Raw genomic sequence first — 22,880 nt, forward strand, 5'->3', positions numbered from 1 at the left:
CGGGATCGTACATTTGTACACATCGTGTGCACATGTTGCACCTAGGTTTGTGGAGGAGGCAGTGCGGGATTGTTTGGCCCACAAACCTGTCATCGCCCGCGGCATGGCGGCGAAAAGGGACAGCCCGGGCTGGCGGCACGGTTCAGGCGTTGGCCCGCTGTCTAAACTGGGAAGCCTGATCAGCTGATGAGCCGTAAACCCGACCGACCACCAAAACACAGGATCGAGCAGAAACCATGTCGCAGACGGTAGCCCGGGCAATCCAAATTCTGGAATATTGCAGTGAACACCCGCGGACGCTGAAGGATATTGCCGCAGACCTGGGGGTTCACAGGACAACGGCATCCAGGATCCTGCAGACCATGATCGAAGCGGGGTTTGTGCGAACCGACGAGCGCGGGTATTTCGGCGTCGGGTTCAGGCTCGCCGGCCTGGCACAGTCAGCCTTGGAACAGTTCGATCTCAGGTCAGTCGTTCACCCCCACATTGTCCGACTCAGTGAACACCTTGGCCACACCGTTCAGTTCGCCGTGCCGGAAGCCAACCGCATTGTCTATGTCGATAAAGTCGAACCCGAACAATCCATCAGCTTGAACACAAGAATCGGCGGATTCGTAGTCATACACACAGCCGGGGTCAGTAAGGCCATTCTCGCGTTCATTGATGGTGCCCGTCGTGAGTCCATCCTGGATAACGCCACCTTTGAACAACGGACGCCCAACTCCATCACTTCCAGATCCGAATTTGTGAAGCGTCTTGAAACGGTACGCGCTCGAGGATGGGCAGAGGACGACGGCGAGTTCGACATCGTCTCGAACTGCATAGCGGCACCGGTATGGGATCACGCAGATCGTGTAGCGGGCGCCATTTCAATTACAACGTTCCGGGAGAAGACCGGTCTGGAAGAGCTCCGCCGCAGCGTTCCTGACCTTCTGGCGACGACCATGTCCATTTCGCTCGAGCTCGGCTGGAAGCCTAAAGGCGAGTCCGCACCCTCATGGGCAAAGGCAACTGGCTGACCGAGCAGCACCAAAGACTGTTTTCATACATCTAGCGGGAAGCGCCGCCTCCTACACGCCCGATCGTGGCCTAAACCCCCACCGTCTTCAGGTAACTCCGGATGCCATCAACCACCAGTTGGTGGTCCTCGTCCGACGATAAGCCAGCCACCGTGACAGCCCCGATCACGCCTGCCCCACGGACCCGGATGGGGAACGAACCACCGGCCAGCGTGTAATCCTCCGGAGCGAGCCACCCGCCGCCCAGGGGGTTGCGTTCGGAGAATTGCTCAGTCAGCAGTGCCGTGCTGTGCTCGAACCGCAGCACGGAAGCGGACTTCCGGCGGATCCACTCCTCCTGGTCGGCTGTGGCGCCTGGCAGGACGCAGCGGAAGAGCACGAGGTTGTGCCGGCGGATATCAATGGCCACTCCAAGCTCTGAAGCGATCGCGTGGTTGGCGATCAGTGAGCCGAGCCGCCAGGCGTCGTGGTGGTCAAAACTTGCGAACACCAGCTCTTCTTCCTGCTGGCGCAACTCCACAAGGCGGGCAGATTCAGTCATTTCTTTGCACCTTCTTCTGAAACAACAGCGTCGGCTTTGTAGCTCAGCCCGATCTGTCGGCGGATCTCGTCCATAGCTGCCATGATGGCCACGGTCTCACTCGGCGGCAGGATGCTTCCAGCAGTCTCACCGGCACGGATAAGGCGTTCCATCTCAGCTGCCTGGTATTGCATTCCCCGGCTGTTCACGGGTTGGTCGTACCGCTCAACAACGGTGCCATCAACTCCAAAGACAGTAAATGGAACTGGGTTGTACCAAGTGTGTTCGATGTCGATCCAGCCCTCTGTTCCGATAACCATGGCCCGGTTGGCGCTGGCTGCGTCGAGTTCACAATCCACAATCGCCTGTTGACCATTGGCGTACTCAAAGATGGCTGCGGTCTGCCGGTCAACACCTGTCGCCGTCATGGAGGCACTGGCGCGAATAGTTTCTGGCGTACCCAGGATGTCGAACGCAAAGGAGATCGGGTAGATGCCCAGGTCCAGCAGCGCCCCACCGCCAAGGGCCGGATCGTTCAGCCGGTGCGCAGGATCCTTTGGCAGGCTCTGGTTGTGGCTGGCCACCACCTTCCGGACCTCGCCGATGGCGCCTTCCTGGAGGAGTTCGCGGATGCGGATCATGTGGGGGAGGAATCGCGTCCACATGGCTTCCAAAGCCACCAGACCCTTGGATTCCGCCAGATCCACGATCTCCTGGGCTTCGCGGGTGTTCATGGTGAACGACTTCTCTACCAGCACATGCTTGCCTGCGTTCAGTGCCAGGAGCGCGTTCGCGTGGTGCATGGGGTGCGGGGTGGCGATGTAAATGACGTCCACTTCAGGATCCGCCACCAGGTCTTCGTAGCTTCCATGGGCGGTGTCCACGCCGTATTGCCCAGCAAACGCCTTGCTGGATTCCGGGCTCCGCGAGCCAACGGCCTGAACCGTGAAGCCGTTCTCGTTCAAGTCCTGCGTTTGCAGGCCTGCGATGAATCCAGTGCCAAGGATGCCCCAGCGGATCGGAGAGGGAGAGGTCACGTCGTTACTCCTTCGTTGAGTCTGCGGGTGGGTAGGCCACGAACGCAAAGCGCGTCGAGTCCGGCGACCAGCTGTTGACGTTGAGGGTACCTTGGCCGCCGAAGAGAGGCCATGTATGGAGGGGAGTGGTCCAGTCCTCGGTCGAAACAAGCACGACGGCGACCGGCAAGTCGGCGGGGTGGCCAACAGTGCCGCTGGGGAACCGGATGTACGTGGCGTAGCGGCCATCGGGGGAGAGGTGCGGGAACCAGTCGACGGTGCCGGATGCAAGGACTTGCTCGAAGCCAGTGCCATCCACACGGACACGGGCGAGCTGGGCGTGACCGGCAACTGAACCGAAGGACTCCGTATTCAGGTAGAGCCACTTGCCATCCGGTGAGTAGTCCGGGCCGTCGCAGTGGGCTGAACCGACATCAAAGCGGCCGAGATCAACGCTGGCGGCAGCACCGCCGTCGGACGCTATGGTCATGAGGCGACCTGGCTGCGAAAAGTCACCGGCCTCAATAGCTACGTAGGCAAGCTCCTTGCCGTCGGGGCTGACGCCGTGGAGGAAGTGGAAGGATCCATCGTCCTCGGTGATCCGCGTGGCGGGTCTGCCGTCCAGCAAAGCGCGGTAGATGTGACCGTCGTTGGCGGAGAGGAAGATGCCAGCGCCATCGGGGGCCAGGACGTGGTCGTTATTGAGATCCGGGATGCCGCTGAGCGGGACCTCCGTGGGCTCACCGCCGGTCACGTCCAGCGTCCAGAGCTTCCCATCCCCGTTGAGGACAAGTGCGGCGCCGTCGAGGGTCCAGTTGGGTGCTTCGAACAACAAGCCGTCCGAGCTGTAGAGCAGCTCAGCCTGACAGGTGACCGACGCGATCCACACCTCGCAGCGCTGGCCGGGTTGAAGGGTGCGGATCACGTCGGTTTTGTCCTAGTCCTTGCTGCTGAAGGCTGCGTCGAAGCTGGTTTGGGATGCGGGGAAGTCGAACTTCTTGAGGGCGGCGAGGGCTTCGGGGGCGCCGTGGAGGCGGTCCATGCCGGCGTCTTCCCATTCCACGGAGATGGGTCCGTTGTAGCCGATCGCGGTGAGGGCGCGGAAGGATGATTCCCAGGGCACGTCGCCGCGTCCGGCGGAGACGAAGTCCCAGCCGCGGCGCGGGTCGCCCCACGGCAGGTGGGAGCCCATGACGGTGTTCCGGCCGGTGGGGCGGAGCTTGGTGTCCTTGCAGTCCACGTGGTAGATCCGGTCCTTGAAGTCCCAGATGAAGGACACGGGATCGATGCCCTGCCACATGAAGTGGGAGGGGTCCCAGTTCAGGCCGAACGCTGGCCGGTGGCCGATCGCTTCGAGGGTCCGGACGGTGGTCCAGTAGTCGTAGGCGATCTCACTCGGGTGGACTTCGTGGGCGAAGCGGACGCCTTGTTCGTCGAAGACGTCCAGGATGGGGTTCCACCGGTCGGCGAAGTCCTGGTAGCCGGCGTCGATGACTTTTTCGGGGACGGGCGGGAACATGGCCACGTACTGCCAGATGGAGGAGCCGGTGAACCCGACCACAGTGTCCACGCCCAGGGCTTTGGCGAGGCGGGCGGTGTGTTTCATTTCTTCGGCGGCGCGTTGGCGGACGCCTTCGGGGTCCCCGTCGCCCCACACGCGTGAGCCGACGATCGCTTCGTGGCGGAAGTCGATGGGGTCATCGCAGACGGCCTGGCCTTTGAGGTGGTTGGAGATGGCCCAGACCTTCAGGTTGTACTTTTCCAGGACGGCGAGTTTGGACTCGACGTAGCCGGGTTCGTCCCAGCGCCAGGCGTCCAGGTGGTCTCCGGAGACGGCGATTTCCAGGCCGTCGTAGCCCCAGCCCGAGGCAAGGCGCGCGACTTCCTCGAAAGGGAGGTCGGCCCACTGGCCGGTGAACAGGGTGTACGGGCGGGGCATGTCAGGCTCCTTCAGTCGTGTTCTGGGTGGTGGGTTTCGTGTGCAGTTGGATCAAAGAACTCTTGGCGGCCGCTGACTCTTCGACGGCGGCCAGGATGTGCTGGATCTGGAGCCCGTCTTCGAACGAAGGCGACGGCGGCTCACCTGCGCTGATGGCGGTCAGGAAGTCGCGGATCTGGTGTGTGAAGGTGTGTTCCCAGCCGATGATGTGCCCTTGTGGCCACCACGCCTGCATGTAGGGATGTTCGGGTTCGTTCACGAGGATCCGGCGGAAGCCCTGCTCCCGCACGGGAAGAGTGGCGTCCAGGAAGCCGAGTTCGTTCAGGTTTTCGAGATCGAACAGGATGGTGCCTTTGTCCCCGTAGATTTCTAGCTTGAGGGAGTTCTTCTGGCCTGTGGCTACCCGGCTGACTTCCACCGAGGCGATTGCTCCGGAGGCGAGGGTCAGCGTGGCCCAGGCGGCGTCGTCGACCGTGACATCTTCCAGACCGCTTGCGGGACCTGCGCCGGGGCGGCGGTTCACGAAGGTGTGCAGGCGGCCGGAGACCTCGGTGACGGCGTCGCCGAGGAGGAACTGGACTTGGTCGATGACGTGGGAGGCGATGTCGCCCAGCGCGCCGGAACCGGCGGTTTCCTTCCGCAGACGCCAGGTCATGGGAGATTCGGCGTCGGCGAGCCAGTCCTGCAGGTACGCGGCCCGGACGTGCCGGACGGTGCCGAGCCGGCCCTCCGCGATCAGGTCGCGGGCCAGGGCAACGGCGGGCACGCGGCGGTAGTTGAACCCGATCATGGACTGGACGCCCTTGGCCCGGGCAGCCGCGGCAGCCGCAGTCATGGCTTCGGCCTCGGCGATCGTGTTGGCGAGCGGCTTTTCGACGAGGACGTGCTTGCCGGCCTCGAGCGCGGCGATGGCGATCTCGGCGTGCATCCAGCCCGGCGCGCAGATGTCCACGATGTCGATGTCGTCGCGTTCGATCACGGAGCGCCAGTCCGTGGCAGTCTCGGCCCAGCCGTACTTCGCTGCGGCTTCCGCGACGGCACCGGCGTCCCGGCCCACGAGTACTTTCTGCTCGAAGGCCGGGACGTCAAAGAAGCTGCCCACGTTCCGCCACGCATTCGAATGGGCCTTCCCCATGAAGGCGTAGCCGATGGCGGCAACCCCCAACGGGGACTTATCCTGGCGCGAGGCCAGCGAGGATGCCGGGCGGTCGGACGGCCGGGACGAGTGGGTGGGGGTGGTCATGTTCTTGTTCTCTTTCTATCGCCTTGCGGCTGCTAGAGGGTTGCTGTTTCGGGGGACCAGTCCTCAGGGACGGCCGCCGAGGCAGGGGCGTTGCTGGTGACGTCCACGAATGAGCCCGATTCCACGGACTCCGCGATGGAGACCATGGTGTCCAGCACGTGGTAGGCCAGCTCGCCGGTTGCGCGATGCGGTTCGCCGGAGCGCAGTGCGCGGGCCATGTCCAGCACGCCGAGCCCGCGCCCGTTGGCTGGACCGGTTGCAGGGATGATCTCCGGTTCTTCAACGCCAGGACGCCAGAGCTTGAGGTCGCCGTCGAAGTAGTTCGGGTCCGGCAGCGAGAGCGTGGCCTCGGAGCCGGTGATCTCCACGAAGCCCATCCGCAGGCGCGGAGACTCGAAGCTGAACACGCTGTGCGAGGACTGGCCGCCCTCGAACTGCGCCATCGCGGAGACATGCGTGGGGACCTCGACGGCGAACTCCTCGCCGGCCTTGGGACCGGAACCGATCACGCGGATCGCCTTGGCGGAGGATCCGACGGCGGCCACCTTGCGGACCGAGCCGAAGGTCTGGATCAGTGCGGTGAGGTAATACGGGCCCATGTCGAACAGGGGGCCGGCGCCGTGCTGGAACAGGAAGGCAGGGTTCGGGTGCCAGGACTCCGGGCCCGGGGTCTGGAACGTGGTCATGCCGGTCAGCGGCGTGCCGATATCACCGCGCTCGATGATCCGGCGGGCGGTCTGCAGGCCCGCACCGAGGAACGTGTCCGGGGCGGTGCCCAGGCGGATCCCGGCGGCGTCGGCCGCCTTGAGCAGACCAAGCCCGGATTCACGGTCCAGCGAGAAAGGCTTCTCGGTCCAGACATGCTTGCCCGCGTTGACGGCGGCCGTTGCGACCTCCACGTGCGCCGCCGGGATGGTCAGGTTCACGATGATTTCGACGTCGGGATGGTTCAGTGCCAGCTCGGGCGCACCGAACTCGGGGATGCCGTATTCCTTGGCCCGCGCCTCGGCGGCCTCGACGAAGAGGTCAGCGATCACCAGGACCTTCAGGTCCGGGAAGACCGTGAGGTTGTCCAGGTACTGCTTGCTGATGTTGCCCGCGCCGATGATGGCAACGCCCACCGGGCCTTTGCGGGTTGAGGGAGAGAAGCTCATTCCCCTGCCTCCTGGGAAACAGCGCCCTCGGCTGCCTGTGCGCTGGCCGCGGCGGTCAGGAATGCCAGGCTTTCGGTGATGCCTTCGAAGATGTCACCGGAGTAGTCGTCGAATTCAACGACGCCCACCTCAAGGGACTTGGCAGCAGCGATGACGTCCAGCACCGGGATGGTGCCCTGGCCGGCGGGCTGCTGGGCCTTGGTGTCAGTGTTGCCCGGGCCGTCCTTGATGTGGATGAGCTTCACGCGGTCACCCAAACGGGCCAGGAGTTCCACTGGATCCTGGCCGCCCACAGCAGCCCAGTACGTGTCTACCTCAAGGACGAGTTCCGGATCCAGCAGTCCCACGAAGTACTCCAGCGCGGTCTCGCCCTCGATGGTGGACTCCAGTTCCCACGCGTGGTTGTGGTAACCCACCCGGATACCGTACTCCGCACCCTTCTTGGCCGCAGCATTCAGAGCAGCTGCCGTGTCCTGGATGGTTTCCGCGTCCTGCCAGTGCTCGGCCGGAAGGAAGGGATCGATCACGGTGGTGATGCCCAGTTCCCTGGCTGCCGCGAAGATCTCGTCCTGGTCCTGGCTCAGAAGCGGCGCGTGCCCGGAAGGAGCGGTCAGGCCGTTCTCCTTCAACGCAGCCCCGAGCTCCTTGGCGGTGGCCACGAAGTTGTACGGTTCAACCTGCGTAAAACCGATCTCGGCGACCTTTTTGATGGTTCCAGGCAGGTCCTCCTGGATGGCGTTCCGGAGGGTGTACAGCTGGAGTGAGTACGACATTTGGGTTCCTTTTCGGTGATCGCCCGGATAACGGTGTTGCTTGTACTAGCTGTTGGCTCTACTTAACACTGAACCTACTTAACTGCTCCTGACGAGAGTCCTGCCACCAGATGTTTCTGGACCAGGATGAACCCGATCAAAACGGGAAGGCTGACCACAACCGAAGCAGCCATGAGTTGGTTCCAGAAAACATCCGACTCACTGGCGTAGGCCTTGAGCCCCAAGGACAGTGTTTTTGTGGACTCGTTAGTCAGCACGGATGCGAACAAAACCTCGCCCCATGCGGAGATGAACGAATACACAGCCACCGCGATGATGCCGGGCTTGGCAACAGGGAGGATCACACGGAACAGTGCTCCCATCCTGCCGGTGCCATCAATCATCGAGGCCTCTTCCAGTTCCTTGGGAATCGAGGCGAAGTAACCGCTCAGCATCCAGATGGCGAACGGCAGGGTGAACGTCATGTACGTGATGATCAGCCCGAGGTAGGAGCCCTGCAGTTGCAAGCCGGTCATGTTCCGGATCTGCGTGAAGATCAGGTAGAGCGGCAGGAGGAACAGGATCCCAGGGAACATTTGCGTGGACAGGACAGTCAGGCTGAACGCGCGCTTTCCCTTGAACTGCAGCCGTGCGATGGCGTAGGCGGCCAGGACGGCGACGGTCACTGAGCAGGCTGTCGCGCAGACAGTGATGATGAGGCTGTTCTGGAAGTACTTGGCCAACGGAACCGTGGTCCAGATGTCCACATACGGTGAGGCGGTAATTTCGCGGGGTATCCACTGGAAGAGCCCGGACACATCCTTGAGGGGTTTCAGCGAGGTGGAGACCACCACGAACAGCGGAACCGCCACCCAGAGGGAAAGGATGGTCAGGACCACGTTCCGGAGGATCCTGAAGTTGCGTGTCTCAATCATTGTCGGCCCCCTTGGGCAGCACCATGCGGATGTAGAAGGCGGAGGCAATAAACAGGGCGATCAGCAGCAGCACGCTCATTGCGCCGCCCAGACCGAAGTTCCAACTGCCGAAGGAGTTTTGGTAGATCAGCGGGGAAATGAGGGTGGCTTCCTTGGGAGACGTGGCTCCGAACAGGACGAAGGGAACGTTGAACTGGTTGAAGGTCCAGAGCGACATCACCATGAGCAGCACCCCGTTGGCCGGGCGGACCATGGGCAACGTGATCCGGCGGAACTGCTGCCAAAGCGTGGTGCCATCAATGGCCGCCGCCTCATAGACGTCCGTCGGGACGTTCTGCAAGGCCGCCATCAACATGAGGAAGGCGAACGGCCACAGCTGCCAGACGTTGACTATCACCATGGCTCCGAAGGAATTCTCGCCCAGTAGCCAGAAGGGGCGTTCGTCTCCGAAGAGGTGAAGAGTATCCACCAGGATCTGGTTCACGGCACCGTCGCGCTGGTTGAACATGAATGCCCAGGCAATGGTTCCGACGTATGCAGGGAGTGCGTACGGGACCAGGAAGAACGTACGCAGAAGTGCACGGCCCCTGAAGTTGGAGGACAGGAAAACTGCGCCAGCCATGCCGAGCACCCAGGAGAAGCCGACCACCAGAATGGTGTAGCCCAGCGTGCGGCCAACCGTGCTGAAGAACGCCTGGCCGATGGTGCTTTCAGGGTTAAGCCCGTTGATAAAGTTCTGTAGCCCTACGAACGGTGCGTTGAGCCAGTTGGTGAGGTTGAGCTGCGTTAGGGAGATGAAGGCGATCCAGATGCCCAGGAGCATCGGCCCGATGTGGATCAGGAGTTCAAGGATCGCGGCCGGAAGGATCAAGCCATAGGGGAGGAATGAGCGACGCCGCTTACGTACCGGCGGCGTGGTCTCGGCCTTTGGCTGGCCGGGCTCAGGACTAACGGCAGCGGCGCTGCCGGCAGCGGCGGGTCCGCTGTCCAATGCTGAATGTGACATGGAAACTCCTTTGCCGGAGCGGGGGCACCTTTTAGGGGTGCCCCCACTCACCAGGCCTGTTTACTGGGCCGCAGCCATCTGGTTATTGGCGTCCTTGAGGGCTGCCCGGATGTCGTCCTCGGAAACGGTTCCGGTTGCTGCCTTGGCAAAGAGGTTCTTGATGGCCGTGCCGGTGAGGGTCTCCATCTGGCCCTCCTTGGCGATCAGCGGCATCGGCAGTGAATGGTTGGCCAGGGCGTCGTTCTTGGCCTTGACTTCCTCTGTCTGGAACGCGGCATCGCTCGACGCTGCAGTAACCACCGGCAGCGAGGAATAGGCCTTGTTGAGGGCAATCTGCTCTTCGTCGCTGGTCAGGAACGCGGCCAGCTTGATGGCGTTGGCCTTGTTGTCGCTGTTTTTGAAGACGCTGAGGTTGATGCCGGCCACGTGGCTCTGAGTGCCGCGCTCACCGGTGGCGTCCGCAGTCATCATGGGGATAGGAGCTACGCCCCAGTCCTTGAAGTCGCGGGCTGCGAAGTTCTTGAGCGGGCTCTGGTCGAACATCATGGCCGCCTTGCCGTTGATGAGGTTGTCCACCTTCTGGCTGCCTTGGCTCAGTTCAGCGTCCGACGGCGACATCACCTTCTGCGTGGCCATCAGGTCCACGAATTGCTTGACACCCTCTACCTGGGGATCGCTGTCAAAGGTGGGCTTTCCGTCCTTATCGAACAAGGTGCCGCCGTTTTGGAGGCCGCGAACGAATGCCTGGTGCGAGTTGGCGGATACCGATGCTCCGGCTGCGGTGAAGCCCCACTGATCAGGCTTTCCATCACCGTTGGTGTCCTTGGTGAGCTTCTTGGCATCGGCTACGAATTCGTCCCAGGTTGTGGGTGCCTTTTCGATGCCGGCTTCCTTGAACAGCTTCGTGTTGTAGTACATGTTGTACGCAAGGCCATAGAGAGGTACTGACGTGGGGGTCTTGCCTTCTGCGCCGCCGGTGGACCAGCTGGTCTTCAGGAAGCGGTCCTTGCCTCCAACGGCCTCCAACAGCTCGCCTTCAACAGGTTCAAACGCGCCCGTTTCCTGGAGGGTCACTGCCCAGGTGTTACCAATGTTGAGGACATCGGGGCCGTCGCCACTGGTGACTGCGGTAAGAATGCGGTTGTAGAGGTCGGTCCAGCTGATGACTTCCAGCTGTACCTTCACTCCGGTTTTTTCGGTAAATCGGTCCAGCGTAGGCTTCAGCTTGGCTGCGGTGTCGTCCAGGCTGTTGCCTTGATCGGACGCCCAGTAGGTGATCGTGTCGCTGCTCGCTTGTGGGCTGTTGCTGCCGCCACCGCAGGCGCTGAGACTGAGTGCCAAGGCTGCCGTCGCGGCAACCGCCGATAGGACTTTCAGGGGATTCTTCATGATGCTCCGGTTTTCTCGTCGTCGAGCTGGTGCTGGTTGAAACTAGGCTGAAAGCGTTGCCGCGGTGGGATCCCAGTCCTCGGGAAGTGCAGGGACCTGCGCGGCGGAACTTTCCACATCCACGAAGGCGCGGTTGTCGATTGACTCCGCGATGGAGGCCATGGTGTCCAGGATGTGGAACGCCAGCTCGCCCTGCGCGCGGTGTGGGCGGCCCTCGCGGATGGCGCGGGCCATTTCCAGGACACCTGCACCCCGGCTCGCAGTTGACCCAACGGACGGGACAGTAGTCCAGTCGTCGGAGCCGAGCGCGCAGATCCGGATGTCGCCGTCGAAGTTGTTCGGATCCGGCAACGCGATGGTGGCCTCGGAGCCGGTGATCTCCACGAAACCTGCGCGCTTGAGTGGGGAATCGAAGCTGAAGATGCTCTGCGCGGATTCACCGTTCTCAAATTCCAGGATGGAGCTGACGTGGGTCGGGACTGTGACGTCGAATGTCTCGCCGGCCTTGGGGCCTGAGCCGATCACACGTGTTTCGCGGGACTTGGAGCCGAAAGCGCCCACCTTGCGGACGCTGCCGAAGGTCTGAACAAGCGTGGTCAGGTAGTAAGGGCCGATGTCGAACAGGGGACCGGCGCCGTCCTGGAAGAGGAAAGCGGGATTCGGGTGCCAGGATTCCGGTCCGGGCGACTGCATTAGAGTCAGTGCAGTCAGTGGAGTGCCGATGTCGCCGCGCTCGATCATGCGGCGGGCAGTCTGGAGGCCGGCGCCGAGGAACGTGTCCGGTGCGCAACCCAGCCTGACACCGGCAGCGTCCGCCGCTTTGAGCAAGCCGAGGCCACTTTCGCGATCCAGGGAGAACGGCTTTTCGCTCCAGACATGCTTGCCTGCGTTGACAGCCTGCGTCGCAACTTCCACGTGGGCCGCGGGGATGGTCAGGTTGATGACAATCTCTACGTCGGGATTTCCGAGCACGGTGTCAACACCGCCGTGGTTGGGAATTCCGTATTCAGCGGCCCGGGCAGCTGCGGCTTCTTCGAACAAATCGCCGATGGCGATTACGCGGACATCCGGGAAGCTGGTGAGGTTGTCCAGATACTGCTTGCTGATGACGCCGGCGCCGATGATTCCAATGCCGACCGGGCCTGATCCCACCTGCCCGAAGGCCTGTCCTGCTGCGTGGCTCATACTGATACCTTTCCGGCGCTCAGGTAGTTGTAGCTGTCCTGGACGGCCTCAAACATGTCGCCCTGGAAATCGTCCAGTTCGACGACCCCTGCCTCAAGTGAGCCTGCGGCGTTCAGTACGTCCCAGATGGGCATTTGACCGTCACCAACGGCGAGCTGACTCGACGGATCCGAGGTCACGGGTCCGTCCTTGATGTGGATGAACTTGACCCTGTCGCCCAGCCGGGTAAGCAGCTCTGCCGGATCCTGACCGCCCACCGCGGCCCAATACGTGTCGAGCTCCAGCACGACCTCAGGATCGAGGTGGTCGGCCAGGTGTTCGATCGCGGTTTTGCCGTCGATGACGGACTCAACTTCCCACCAGTGGTTGTGATAGCCAACGCGGACACCGTATTCGGAACCCTTGACGGCTGCAGCGTTGAGCTGTTCGGCGGTGTCCTTGATGTCCTCGATGGTGTTCCAGCGCTCAATCGGAACGTGCGGGTCGATGACGGTGCCGATACCCAGCTGCTGCGCGGCGGCAAAGATTGCGTCCTGGTCATCGCTGAGCAACGGAGCGTGGCCGGACGGAGCGGTGAGGTTGTTCTCCGTCAATGCCCGTTTAAGTTCATCGGCCTTGGCAACGAACCGGTATGGCTCAACCATCGTGAAGCCGATGTCAGCCAAGCGCTGGATGGTTCCAGCCAGATCCTCTTCAAGGGCCTTTCGGACCGTGTAGAGCTGGATCGAATATGACACTGTCTCTCCTCGTCGTTGTGGGTGGACGCAGATTGATGCTGTTGATTTCCGGCATCGAGGGGGTTGATGTGCTGCTCCTCACAACCTAGGGGGACTTTTGCCGAGCGTCAAGCAAAAGTTGGAATATGGCCGACAAACTTCTGATGCATGACACGCATAAGCAATCGTGCTTCACTAATGGCATGACCTCAGAACCCGGACACCAAGGCGGAAAAGACGCCTCCGCACAGGACGCCGGTAACCTTTCGCGTGCCGGGGACCTCTTCCAGCTCCTGCGTGACGGCCAGGCCCGGACCCGCGCCGAGCTCGCGCTGACTACCGGGCTGGCCCGCTCCACCGTCGCCTCGCGCATCGATGCCCTCATCAGTTCCGGACTAGTTGGCCCCGCCGGTGAGGCCACCTCCAGCGGCGGCAGGCCGCCGTCGCGCTTTGCTTTCAACCCCGCCGCGCGCGTGGTGCTGGCCGTCGACGTCGGAGCGACCCACGTGATTGTTGCCGTCACCGATCTTGGCGGCAGCATCCTCGCCGAACGGCGCCTTTCGCAGGAAGTCGCGGACGGTCCGGAGGTGGTGCTGGGCAAGGTCATCAGCGCGGGCCGTGACTTGCTCGCCGAAGCGGGACGGGAACTGGGCGACCTCGCAGGAATTGGCATCGGACTCCCGGGCCCCGTGGAACACGCCACCGGACGCCCGGTCAAGCCGCCGATCATGCCCGGTTGGGACGGATTCGACGTGGTCCCGTACGTCCAGCGCTCACTGCCCGTACCCGTGCTGGTGGACAACGACGTCAACATCATGGCGCTCGGTGAACGGACCGCCTACTGGCCTGACCACGACAACTTCCTCTTCATCAAGGTGGCCACCGGCATCGGCGCAGGCATCATCAGCAGCGGCGAACTGCAGCGCGGCGCCAACGGCACGGCCGGCGACCTCGGCCACGTCCGTGTTCCGCGCGGCGACGACGTCCTCTGCCGTTGTGGCAACCACGGCTGCCTGGAGGCGCTTGCCTCAGGGCCCGCCGTCGCACGCCAACTGCAGGCGCAAGGGCTCCAAGCGACCACCGGAGCGGACGTGCTGCGGCTGGTGGCGGAGGGAAACCTGCAAGCGATCCAAGCTCTGCGGCAAGCGGGGCGGGATGTTGGAGACGTCCTGGCAACCGTAGTCAACCTGCTTAACCCGTCCATGATCATCATCGGCGGCAGTGTGGGCGAGGCAGGCGAACACCTGGTGGCCGGCATCCGCGAAGTGGTCTATCGGCGCTCGCTGCCCTTGGCCACCACGCACCTGCGCATCGGTATTTCCATGGCCGGTGATCGCGCCGCCATCCTGGGCGCCAGCCAAATGGTGACGCAGTACGTACTCTCGCCGGCAGTGATTGAAGCCACGCTCCAAGCAGCGGGATAGACGCCTTTTGTGCCCGGACGGCCGGTGACGGCGTGATAGCAATAAAGGTGATGAAAACGTTTCCCGCCACCCACCAGGGCACACCATGAGCCAGTTCCTCGCCAAAGTTCCTCGCGGCTGGCTGATCCTCGCCTGCATCGGCCTCATCGCCCTGAACATGCGCGGACCCTTTGTGGCCGTTGCACCCGTGGTGGATTCGCTGCAACAGGATCTGGGTTTCTCCCCCGTGGAACTCGGGCTGCTGACCGGCATTCCTGTGCTCTGCTTCTCGCTTGCCTCGCCGCTGGCATCCATGGCTGGCCGCAGGTTGGGTGCCGAATTCGCCGTGATGCTCACACTTTTGGGCGTCCTTGCGGGCGTCGTGATCCGCTCCAGCGGTGGCGGTGTTCCTGTCATGGTGGGCACGGTGCTCATCGGCATAGCCATCACCATCGGCAATATCGCCGTGCCGCTCATCATTCGCCGAGACTTTGCGCCGCGGCGGCAGGCAACGGCAATGGGTGTCTACACGGCGGCGCTGAATATCGGCTCGTTCCTGACCTCGGTGGCCACCGCGCCACTTGCCGATCTTGTTGGTTGGCGGCTTTCCCTCGCGGCGAGTGCGCTGCTGGCCTTGGCAGCCATTCTGTTCTGGGTGCCAACTGTTGGCGCGCGGCGGGCATTTGTGCCGGCCGCGGTTCCGGCGGCTTCTCCTTCCGGACCGGGGAAGGTTGCCGGGGTGGGATGGCTGACTGCCGGCCTGACGCTCGGATTCGCAGGCCAGGCCTTCTCCTACTACGGCGTCACGGCGTGGCTGCCGAGCTTCCTGTCCGATGAGCTTGCCATGGGCACCGCCGAGGCCGGCGCGGGATCCTCCCTGTTCCAGATTTTCGCGATTGTTGGCGGCCTCGGTGTGCCGCTGCTGGCCAGATTCGCCAGTACGACGACGGTCGCGGTCACCTTGAGTGCCCTGTGGCTGACCGTTCCCGTAGGCCTGCTGCTGGCGCCTTCCTGGTGGTGGATGTGGTCCTCGCTGGGCGGAATCGCTCAGGGCGGGGGCATCACGGTCATCTTCATCGCCATCATCAAGTTCGCCCGCGACCAAGCTTCGGCAGGGAAGATGTCCGCCGTGGTCCAGGGCGTTGGGTACTGCTTTGCCGCGTTGGCCCCCACGATCGTTGGCTATGTGCATGGTGTTTCAGAGGGCTGGACAGTGCCGCTGTTGGTGATTCTTGGCTCGGTCACGGCGTTCTGCGTGTGCACGACGCTCTCCGTGCGCTGGGTGGCCCGCCAGCGCTAGGCCAGTGCCGCCGTCGTGCTTACCCAACTGAGTCGCAGTTAAGCGCGTTTTGAGCCGTCTAAACGCGCTTAACTGCGACCCAGTTGGGTACGGAGAAGCACCGTTGCTGGGCTGCCTCCCCGACCATCGGGGTCACTTGTTGCGAAGAGTGTAGGCAGCCCAGCGTCGGGGCTTAGTTTTCCTGGGGCGGCGCCCCGGGCTAGGCGGCGACGAGTTCTTCTTCCGTGGCCTCTTCACGGGCCTCGGTGAGGAAGCGTGCGTACGCCGGGATGGTCAGGAAGGTGGGGAACTCTTCGGTGAGGGTGACCTCTTCGAAGATGCTCTTGGCATCGGCGAAGCGGTCTCCGTCGAAGCGTTCCAGGCGGGCGAATTCCTCGTCCAGCATGTCTTCCACCCATTCGCGGGTGATGATGTCGCCGTGTTCGGTGATGGCGTGGGAGTGGATCCACTGCCAGAGCTGGGAGCGGGAGATCTCGGCGGTGGCGGCGTCTTCCATGAGGTTGTGGATGGCGACGGCACCGTTGCCGCGAAGCCAGGACTCGATGTAGCGGATGCCTACCTCGATGTTCAGGCGCACGCCGGCCTCGGTGATGGTTCCCTCGGTGCTGGCGATGTCGATCAGTGCGCGGTCATCCGGGGTGACGTCCTCGCGGGAGCGGTCCAGCTGGTTGGGACGGTCCCCGAGAACCTCGTCAAAGACGGAGCGGCACACCGGCACCAGATCCGGGTGGGCCACCCACGAGCCGTCAAAGCCATCGTTGGCCTCGCGGGTTTTGTCCGCACGGACCTTCTCGAAGGAAGCCGTGTTGGCTGCCTCGTCCTTGCGGTTGGGAACAGCGGCAGCCATGCCACCGATCGCCATGGCACCGCGGCGGTGGCAGGCCCGGACCAGCTGCTCGGTGTAAGCGCGCATGAACGGCTGGGTCATGGTCACCTGGCCGCGGTCCGGGAGCACGAAGCGCGGTCCACGGGTGCGGAAGTTCTTGATCAGGGAGAAGATGTAGTCCCAGCGGCCGGCGTTCAGGCCTGAGGCGTGGTCCCGCAGTTCGTACAGGATCTCTTCCATCTCGAATGCAGCCGTGATGGTTTCGATCAGCACGGTGGCGCGGATGGTGCCCTGCGGGATGCCGAGCAGGTCCTGGGCCAGGACGAAGATGTCGTTCCACAGGCGGGCTTCGAGGTGGTTCTCGATCTTCGGCAGGTAGAAGTACGGTCCCTTGCCCTGGGCCAGCAGGCGGCGGGCGTTGTGGAAGAAGAACAGGCCGAAGTCTACGATGCCGCCGGCGATCGGCTTGCCGTCGATCAGCATGTGCTTCTCCGGCAGGTGCCAGCCCCGGGGGCGGACCACGATGGTGGGCAGGTCCTCGGCAGCCTTGAGCTTGTACTCCTTGCCCTCCGGGGACGTGAAATCAATGCGGCGCTCCAGTGCGTCTGTCAGGTTCAGCTGGCCCTGGATGACGTTGCGCCACGTGGGCGTGGAGGAGTCTTCCATGTCAGCCAGCCAGACCTTCGCGCCGGAGTTCAAGGCGTTGATGGTCATTTTCTTATCCACCGGGCCCGTGATCTCCACGCGGCGGTCCTCCAGGCCCGGGGCGGGGGGAGCGACGCGCCACGACGGGTCATTCCGGATGGCCTCGGTCTGCGGCAGGAAGCGCGGATCCTGGCCGGAAGAAATCTGCCCACGGCGGGCATGCCGTGCCTGCATCAGCTCCTGACGACGATCAGCCGTAGCCCGGTGCAACTTGCCGATGAATTCCAGAGCGTCCGGCGTGAGGACCTCGTTCTGCCGGCAAATGGGCTGAGCGGTCAAAGTGATGCCATTGATAGTGAAGTTGTCAGTGAAGCTGTTCATTTCAAAAACTCCTAAGAAAAAGTTCGACGGCGGCGCCTCGGTGAGGTGGACACGAGGCCGGAGGTGCGGTGATGCGGCAGCCTGCGTAAAAGGGGCCCTGCGTCCCGGTCCGTCCTCGCTCAGCGAGGTCGAAACCGGGACGTGGGGAATAGCAGGCAGAGCATTGCCGTTCCGCAGGCCGGAGGCGACAATCGCCGTCGTGCCTTCCGGTGAGCGAAGCGAACAGCTCACCTTGGGCGTGTTGGTTAGTGGAACTGGCCTTCTTCGGTGGATCCCACCAGAGCCAGGGTGGATGCGTTCGGGTTGAGCGCAGTGGCGATGTCGTCGAAGTAGCCGGTGCCGACTTCGCGCTGGTGCTTCGTGGCGGTGTAGCCGCGGGACTCGGAGGCGAATTCCTTCTCCTGGAGCTCGACGTAAGCGCTCATGCCTTCACGGGCGTAACCGTGGGCGAGATCGAACATCGAGTAGTTCAGGGCGTGGAAGCCGGCCAGGGTGATGAACTGGAACGTGAAGCCCATGGCACCGAGTTCGCGCTGGAACTTGGCGATGGTGGCGTCGTCCAGGTGCTTGCGCCAGTTGAAGGACGGGGAGCAGTTGTAGGAAAGCATCTGGTCCGGGAACTCGGCCTTAACCGATTCGGCGAACTTGCGGGCAAGCTCCAGGTCCGGAGTGCCGGTCTCCATCCAGATGAGGTCGGAGTACGGGGCGTAGGCCTTGGCACGGGCGATGCACGGTTCGATGCCGTTGCGGACCTTGTAGAAGCCCTCAGCTGTACGTTCTCCTGTGATGAATTCCTGGTCGCGCTCGTCCACGTCGGAGGTGATCAGGGTTGCTGCCTCGGCATCGGTACGGGCGATGACGACCGTCGGGGTACCGGCGACGTCGGCTGCCAGGCGGGCTGCGTTCAGGGTCCGGATGTGCTGCTGGGTAGGGATCAGGACCTTGCCGCCCAGGTGGCCACACTTCTTTTCCGAGGCGAGCTGGTCTTCCCAGTGAACGCCCGAGGCACCTGCGGTGATCATGGATTTCATGAGTTCGTAGGCGTTGAGCGGGCCACCGAATCCGGCCTCGGCGTCGGCAACGATCGGAACCAGCCAGTCCTCAACAGTCTTGACGCCCTCGGCATATTCGATCTGGTCGGCCCGGAGCAGGGCGTTGTTGATGCGGCGGACAACCTGGGGTACCGAGTTGGCCGGGTAGAGGGACTGGTCCGGGTACGTCTGGCCAGAGAGGTTGGCATCAGCTGCCACCTGCCAGCCGGAAAGGTAAATGGCACGGAGCCCGGCCTTGACCTGCTGCACGGCCTGGTTGCCGGTCAGGGCACCGAGGGCGTTGGTGTAGCCGCCGGTGGGGGCTTCCTCGGTGAGTTGCTTCCACAGCTTCTCGGATCCGCGACGGGCCAGGGTGTGCTCTTCGGAGACGCGACCGCGGAGGCGGACGACGTCGGTAGCCGAGTAATCACGGGTGACGCCTTCCCAACGCGGGTTGGCAGACCATTCAAGTTCCAGCGCTGCTGCCTGCTGCTCTGCAGTCTGTGCGGATTCTGCTGGTTCAAACGATGCGGTCATTGCATGTCTCCTAATATCCAAGCGGGGTTCCCCGGGCCGGCCTCCGCTGCGCCTTTGCTGCGTCGGCCGGCTTACCCGGGGTCTGTGTTTCTTTTCGTGAGACTTACTTTTCTGCACTTTCAACAGGCTTTCTAGAGGAAAACTATGGAAAGAAATGCAGTTCTTCGCGTATTCTCAAGAAATGTCGCCTGTGAGCTGGAATCGCGAAGTCGCGTCGCCGTCGTCGTCCCCTGCGTCCCCTGAACTGGACGTCATCAGCCTTGGCCGCCGCGTGCGCCACTTGCGCAAGCAGGCAGGCCTGACGCTCGATGACTTGAGTGCCGCCGTCGGGACCGCGCCCAGTCAGCTGAGCTTGATCGAAAACGGCAAACGCGAGCCCAAACTCGGGTTGCTGCAACAGCTAGCCGCGGCCCTCAACGTGACCATCGATCAGCTGCTCGGTGCCGAGCCGCCGAGCCGCCGCGCGGCCTTGGAGATCGAGCTGGAACGGTACCAGCGCGGACCCCTTTATGAGTCACTGAACCTGCCGAAAATCCGCATCAGCTCGCGGCTTCCGCTGGATGTGCTTGAGTCGCAGGTGGGGCTGCTTCAGGAGCTCGAACGCAAACTTAACGAGCAAGTTGCGACGCCGGAAGAAGCCCGCCGCGCGAACGGCGAGTTGCGTGCCATGATGCGTGAGCGCGGTAACTATTTCCCCGAGTATGAGGCCGAGGCGCAGAAGGTCCTCAAGGGGGTCGGTTACACCACCGGACCACTGAGCCAGCACGTCATTGCGGACATCGCCGAGAACCTCGGCTTCACCCTTCACCACGTGGGTGATTTGCCGCATTCCACGCGCTCCGTGACCGATTTGAAGAACCGCAGAATTTATCTGACGCAGAACCAGCGGCAGGATCATGATCCCCGTTCGGTCCTCCTGCAGGCTTTGGGACACTACGTCCTGGGGCACGAGACTCCGCGGAACTATGGGGATTTCCTGGCGCAGCGAGTGGCCACCAATTACTTCGCTGCTGCGCTCCTGCTGCCGGAGCATGCCACCGTTGAGTTTCTCCAAAAGGCCAAGGCTGCCAAGGAAATCGCCGTGGAGGACATTCGCGACGCCTTCGCTGTGTCCTATGAGACCGCTGCGCACCGCTTCACCAACCTGGCCACCAAGCACCTTGGCATCACCACGCACTTCCAGAAGACCCACCAGTCTGGAATCATCTACAAGGCCTACGAGAACGACGGCGTGACCTTCCCGCAGGACCACACCGGCGCCATCGAGGGCCAACCGTCGTGCAAGGCGTGGACGTCCCGGGCTGTGTTCGACGTGCCGGACAAGTTCAGCGCCTACAGCCAATACACGGACACCCCGTCCGGCACGTACTGGTGCACAGCCCGCACGGAGCGTTCGGCCAGCGGTGAGTTTTCGCTGAGCATCGGCGTGCCGTACCAGCATGTGAAGTGGTTCCGGGGGCGCGAGACGACTGCCCGGGCAACCTCAACCTGCCCGGATCCGAACTGCTGCAAACGGCCACCAGCGTCCCTGGCAAACGAGTGGGCCGGAAACGCGTGGCCCTCCGCCCGCGCCCACTCGCATCTGCTCGCGGCCATGCCGCCGGGCGCGTTCCCTGGCGTGGACGAGACCGAGGTGTACAGCTTCCTGGCGGCCCACTCGGCGCGCTAACCCCACGCTCTATCACTTCCGGGCATCTTTTCCCGATCGCTCTCTCACATTTTGGCTACTTTCGGCCGTCCCTCTATCAGATCGCGTGAATACTGGGTGGGACCGGAGCAGGATGTGAAGACGACACGCGGGCAAAGGGGATGCACCATGATTCGAATCCGGAAAGCGGCAGCGATAGTCGCGGCAGCCGCGTTGGTGAGTGGCTCGGCGATGATCAGCGCCTGCGCACCCCAGCCAGCCGACGTCGGGCTTTTAAAAGCCGACGGCGTCACCCGCGTTTCGGTCCAAACTGCTGACTATCCGGCCCAACTTGAGGCGTTCCGTGCGTCCGCGCGGAAGCTTGGTGCCACGCTGTTGGCCGATGGCGGCGATGCAAGCAGCGGCAACGTCGTGTCCTCGCCAGCCAGTTTGTTGATCGCGCTTGGCATGCTCCGCGCCGGAGCGTCCGGAGCCACGGCGGCGGAGATGGATGCGGTCCTGGGACTGCCCGCCGAGGGGCGCGACGAAGCGATGAACGCGATGCTCGCCTCCCTGGAGAAGTACGACGGCGATCCCGGCTCAGTGGACGAAGAGAACCCCCCGAGCAAACCAGTGATGCACGCGGCCAACGGCTTGTTCATCGACAAGGGCGAGCCCACAGGTCCCGACTACCTGGCCACCCTTGCCAAGCACTACGGCACGGGCGTCTACCCAGTCTCCTTCCAGGACGAGGCCGTGACCAAGCCCGCCATCGATCAATGGGTCAGCAAGAACACCGGTGGCCGGATCAAGGAAGCGCCTGCAAAGTACGACCCCGACAACACACTGAGCCTGCTCAACGCGCTCTACTTCGCTGCAGCTTGGCAAACGCCGTTCGACGCCAACGACACTTCGGATGGGCCCTTCACCAAAGCCGGCGGAGAACAGATTTCCGTTCCCACCATGCACGCTGCCGTCAGCATGGCGTACGCCGAAGGCGCGGGCTGGAAGGCAGTGGACTTGCCTTACGCCGATGGTTTCGTCATGCGGCTGGTACTGCCCGACGGCGGTACCTCGGGTTCAGTGGGTCCGGCGGCGGTTTCTGCTGAGGTGCTGAGTCAGGCAGGCCTCCAGCTGACCGGTGGGGACCACGAAATGGTCCAGATCACGCTGCCGAAGTGGGACCACAAGACCGCCTTCGATCTTCGGAAGGTCTTCGAGACGCTGGGCTTGAAGGAGATGCTCGCTACCGACTCCGACTTCGATGCCATCCAACGTGGGATGTTCCTGACCCAGGCCGCGCAGGCTGCCAACATCACCGTGGCCGAGAAGGGCACTATCGCTGCCGCGGTGACCCAGATGAATGCGGACGCCTCAAGCGCCTTGGTCCCCGAACGTGAGATCACCCTCGACCACCCGTTCCACTACGAAATAGTGCACGTTGACACCGGCCTGCCTTTGTTCACTGGTTGGGTGGCGGACCCCCGTTGAGCTCGGCGGATCGAGTTCGCCGGGAACGATGCGAATCCCCCGGAAGTTTCCCGGTGAGCTAGCACGCTTTCGGCGAATTCGGCACGTACGGCTATCGGACCAGCCGCTGCACCAACACGGCTGCTGCGTCCACAACGTCGTCGGCCTCGCGCTTGGACGAACTCATGGCGACCTCGTGCCCGGCCAGAGTGACGATATCCGTGATCACGGCGACGGTGAGCCTGCCCAAGGCGTCGTCGCTGGCGCCCAGAAGCACAGAGTTCTGCCGGACCCACTCGCGTCCGCGCTCCCGCCTGAGCACTTCGAATCCAGGGGGAGTATCACCCTCGATGAAGACGCGTTCCAAGGCCCGGTGTTTCCAGGTGTAGTCGAAGTAGCTGCGGCTGCCCACGTTGAACAGTGCCAGGGGGTCTTGCTCTCCGGCTTTCTTGGCCTTTGCCACGGCCGCCGCGACGAGCCTCTCATGCTCATTTTGGTAGTCATCCCAGAGCGCGAGGAAGAGTTCGGTCTTGCCACCGAAGTGGTGGTAGAGACTGCCAACGCTTGACCCGGAACGGGCCACGATGTCCGAAATGCTGGCATCGGTGAAGCCGTGCTCACAGAAAACCTCCCTGGAGGCATCAAGGAGGTTTCGCCGGGTGGCGGCTGTTCGAGTCCATTGCCACGCGCCGGCATGGACCGCCGCGTCAGACGTTTTTCGAACCAAAGGTGCTCCTTTCGCTGACACGGAGTTTGGCGGAGTGTCGGACGGGCTTCTTTCTGGAA

The 22,880-nt window shown here is 63.0% G+C and carries 20 protein-coding genes; 5 read left to right on the forward strand and 15 right to left on the reverse strand.

Annotation, left to right across the window (positions count from 1 at the left end):
• The first annotated feature begins 236 nt into the window (after positions 1-236).
• Complete coding sequence (locus LDN75_RS03310; RefSeq protein ID WP_223935764.1) at positions 237-1,019, forward strand: IclR family transcriptional regulator; 783 nt, start codon at positions 237-239, stop codon at positions 1,017-1,019.
• A 70-nt stretch (positions 1,020-1,089) separates the two neighbouring features.
• On the opposite strand, the gene LDN75_RS03315 is transcribed toward LDN75_RS03310, so the two are convergent.
• The 12 genes from LDN75_RS03315 to LDN75_RS03370 all read right to left on the reverse strand — a co-directional run bounded on the left by LDN75_RS03315 (position 1,090) and on the right by LDN75_RS03370 (position 12,895).
• Positions 1,090-1,560: a heme-degrading domain-containing protein gene (locus LDN75_RS03315; RefSeq protein ID WP_223935765.1), complete on the reverse strand. Its 471-nt coding sequence runs from the start codon at positions 1,558-1,560 to the stop codon at positions 1,090-1,092.
• Positions 1,557-2,576 carry a Gfo/Idh/MocA family oxidoreductase gene (locus LDN75_RS03320; RefSeq protein ID WP_223935766.1) on the reverse strand — a complete coding sequence of 340 codons (1,020 nt, stop codon included), beginning with the start codon at positions 2,574-2,576 and terminating at the stop codon, positions 1,557-1,559. The genes LDN75_RS03315 and LDN75_RS03320 overlap by 4 nt, the downstream gene beginning before the upstream one ends.
• Before the next feature lie 4 nt (positions 2,577-2,580).
• Complete coding sequence (locus LDN75_RS03325; protein WP_223935767.1) at positions 2,581-3,480, reverse strand: biopolymer transporter Tol; 900 nt, start codon at positions 3,478-3,480, stop codon at positions 2,581-2,583.
• A 12-nt stretch (positions 3,481-3,492) separates the two neighbouring features.
• Complete coding sequence (locus tag LDN75_RS03330) at positions 3,493-4,494, reverse strand: sugar phosphate isomerase/epimerase family protein (protein ID WP_223935768.1); 1,002 nt, start codon at positions 4,492-4,494, stop codon at positions 3,493-3,495.
• Position 4,495: 1 nt separating this feature from the next.
• The gene (locus LDN75_RS03335) at positions 4,496-5,737 is read right to left on the reverse strand and encodes a Gfo/Idh/MocA family oxidoreductase (RefSeq protein ID WP_223935769.1); all 1,242 of its coding nucleotides are present in this window, start codon (positions 5,735-5,737) and stop codon (positions 4,496-4,498) included.
• A 32-nt stretch (positions 5,738-5,769) separates the two neighbouring features.
• Positions 5,770-6,891 carry a Gfo/Idh/MocA family oxidoreductase gene (locus LDN75_RS03340; RefSeq protein ID WP_223935770.1) on the reverse strand — a complete coding sequence of 374 codons (1,122 nt, stop codon included), beginning with the start codon at positions 6,889-6,891 and terminating at the stop codon, positions 5,770-5,772.
• Positions 6,888-7,664 carry a sugar phosphate isomerase/epimerase gene (locus LDN75_RS03345; protein WP_223935771.1) on the reverse strand — a complete coding sequence of 259 codons (777 nt, stop codon included), beginning with the start codon at positions 7,662-7,664 and terminating at the stop codon, positions 6,888-6,890. Before LDN75_RS03345 ends, LDN75_RS03340 begins: the two co-directional genes overlap by 4 nt.
• Before the next feature lie 74 nt (positions 7,665-7,738).
• A complete protein-coding gene (locus LDN75_RS03350) occupies positions 7,739-8,578 on the reverse strand; it encodes a carbohydrate ABC transporter permease (RefSeq protein WP_223935772.1) in 840 nt (279 codons plus the stop codon).
• Complete coding sequence (locus tag LDN75_RS03355) at positions 8,571-9,584, reverse strand: sugar ABC transporter permease (protein ID WP_223935773.1); 1,014 nt, start codon at positions 9,582-9,584, stop codon at positions 8,571-8,573. Before LDN75_RS03355 ends, LDN75_RS03350 begins: the two co-directional genes overlap by 8 nt.
• Before the next feature lie 60 nt (positions 9,585-9,644).
• Positions 9,645-10,973: a sugar ABC transporter substrate-binding protein gene (locus LDN75_RS03360; RefSeq protein WP_223935774.1), complete on the reverse strand. Its 1,329-nt coding sequence runs from the start codon at positions 10,971-10,973 to the stop codon at positions 9,645-9,647.
• Positions 10,974-11,015: 42 nt separating this feature from the next.
• A complete protein-coding gene (locus LDN75_RS03365; protein WP_223935775.1) occupies positions 11,016-12,158 on the reverse strand; it encodes a Gfo/Idh/MocA family oxidoreductase in 1,143 nt (380 codons plus the stop codon).
• Positions 12,155-12,895, reverse strand: coding sequence for a sugar phosphate isomerase/epimerase (locus tag LDN75_RS03370; protein ID WP_223935776.1), 741 nt, complete (start codon positions 12,893-12,895; stop codon positions 12,155-12,157). The genes LDN75_RS03365 and LDN75_RS03370 overlap by 4 nt, the downstream gene beginning before the upstream one ends.
• A 182-nt stretch (positions 12,896-13,077) precedes the next feature.
• On the opposite strand from LDN75_RS03370, the gene LDN75_RS03375 reads away from it, so the two are divergent.
• Both LDN75_RS03375 and LDN75_RS03380 read left to right on the forward strand, forming a co-directional pair.
• Positions 13,078-14,298, forward strand: coding sequence for an ROK family transcriptional regulator (locus LDN75_RS03375; RefSeq protein WP_223937467.1), 1,221 nt, complete (start codon positions 13,078-13,080; stop codon positions 14,296-14,298).
• Between the two features lie 85 nt (positions 14,299-14,383).
• Complete coding sequence (locus tag LDN75_RS03380; RefSeq protein WP_223935777.1) at positions 14,384-15,577, forward strand: MFS transporter; 1,194 nt, start codon at positions 14,384-14,386, stop codon at positions 15,575-15,577.
• Positions 15,578-15,776: 199 nt separating this feature from the next.
• On the opposite strand, the gene aceB is transcribed toward LDN75_RS03380, so the two are convergent.
• A complete protein-coding gene (gene aceB / locus LDN75_RS03385; RefSeq protein WP_223935778.1) occupies positions 15,777-17,429 on the reverse strand; it encodes a malate synthase A in 1,653 nt (550 codons plus the stop codon).
• A 245-nt stretch (positions 17,430-17,674) separates the two neighbouring features.
• A complete protein-coding gene (gene aceA, locus LDN75_RS03390) occupies positions 17,675-18,997 on the reverse strand; it encodes an isocitrate lyase (protein ID WP_223935779.1) in 1,323 nt (440 codons plus the stop codon).
• A gap of 154 nt (positions 18,998-19,151) precedes the next feature.
• Here aceA and LDN75_RS03395 point away from each other — a divergent pair, with 154 nt between their 5' ends.
• Both LDN75_RS03395 and LDN75_RS03400 read left to right on the forward strand, forming a co-directional pair.
• A complete protein-coding gene (locus tag LDN75_RS03395; RefSeq protein ID WP_223935780.1) occupies positions 19,152-20,666 on the forward strand; it encodes an XRE family transcriptional regulator in 1,515 nt (504 codons plus the stop codon).
• Positions 20,667-20,813: 147 nt separating this feature from the next.
• Positions 20,814-22,115: a serpin family protein gene (locus LDN75_RS03400; protein WP_223935781.1), complete on the forward strand. Its 1,302-nt coding sequence runs from the start codon at positions 20,814-20,816 to the stop codon at positions 22,113-22,115.
• A gap of 91 nt (positions 22,116-22,206) precedes the next feature.
• On the opposite strand, the gene LDN75_RS03405 is transcribed toward LDN75_RS03400, so the two are convergent.
• Entirely contained in the window at positions 22,207-22,821 is a 615-nt protein-coding gene (locus tag LDN75_RS03405) for a TetR/AcrR family transcriptional regulator (protein WP_223935782.1), read from the reverse strand.
• Positions 22,822-22,880 lie beyond the last annotated feature (59 nt).

The sequence above is a fragment of the Arthrobacter sp. StoSoilB5 genome, from assembly GCF_019977235.1.
In the GTDB taxonomy this organism is placed as follows: domain Bacteria; phylum Actinomycetota; class Actinomycetes; order Actinomycetales; family Micrococcaceae; genus Arthrobacter.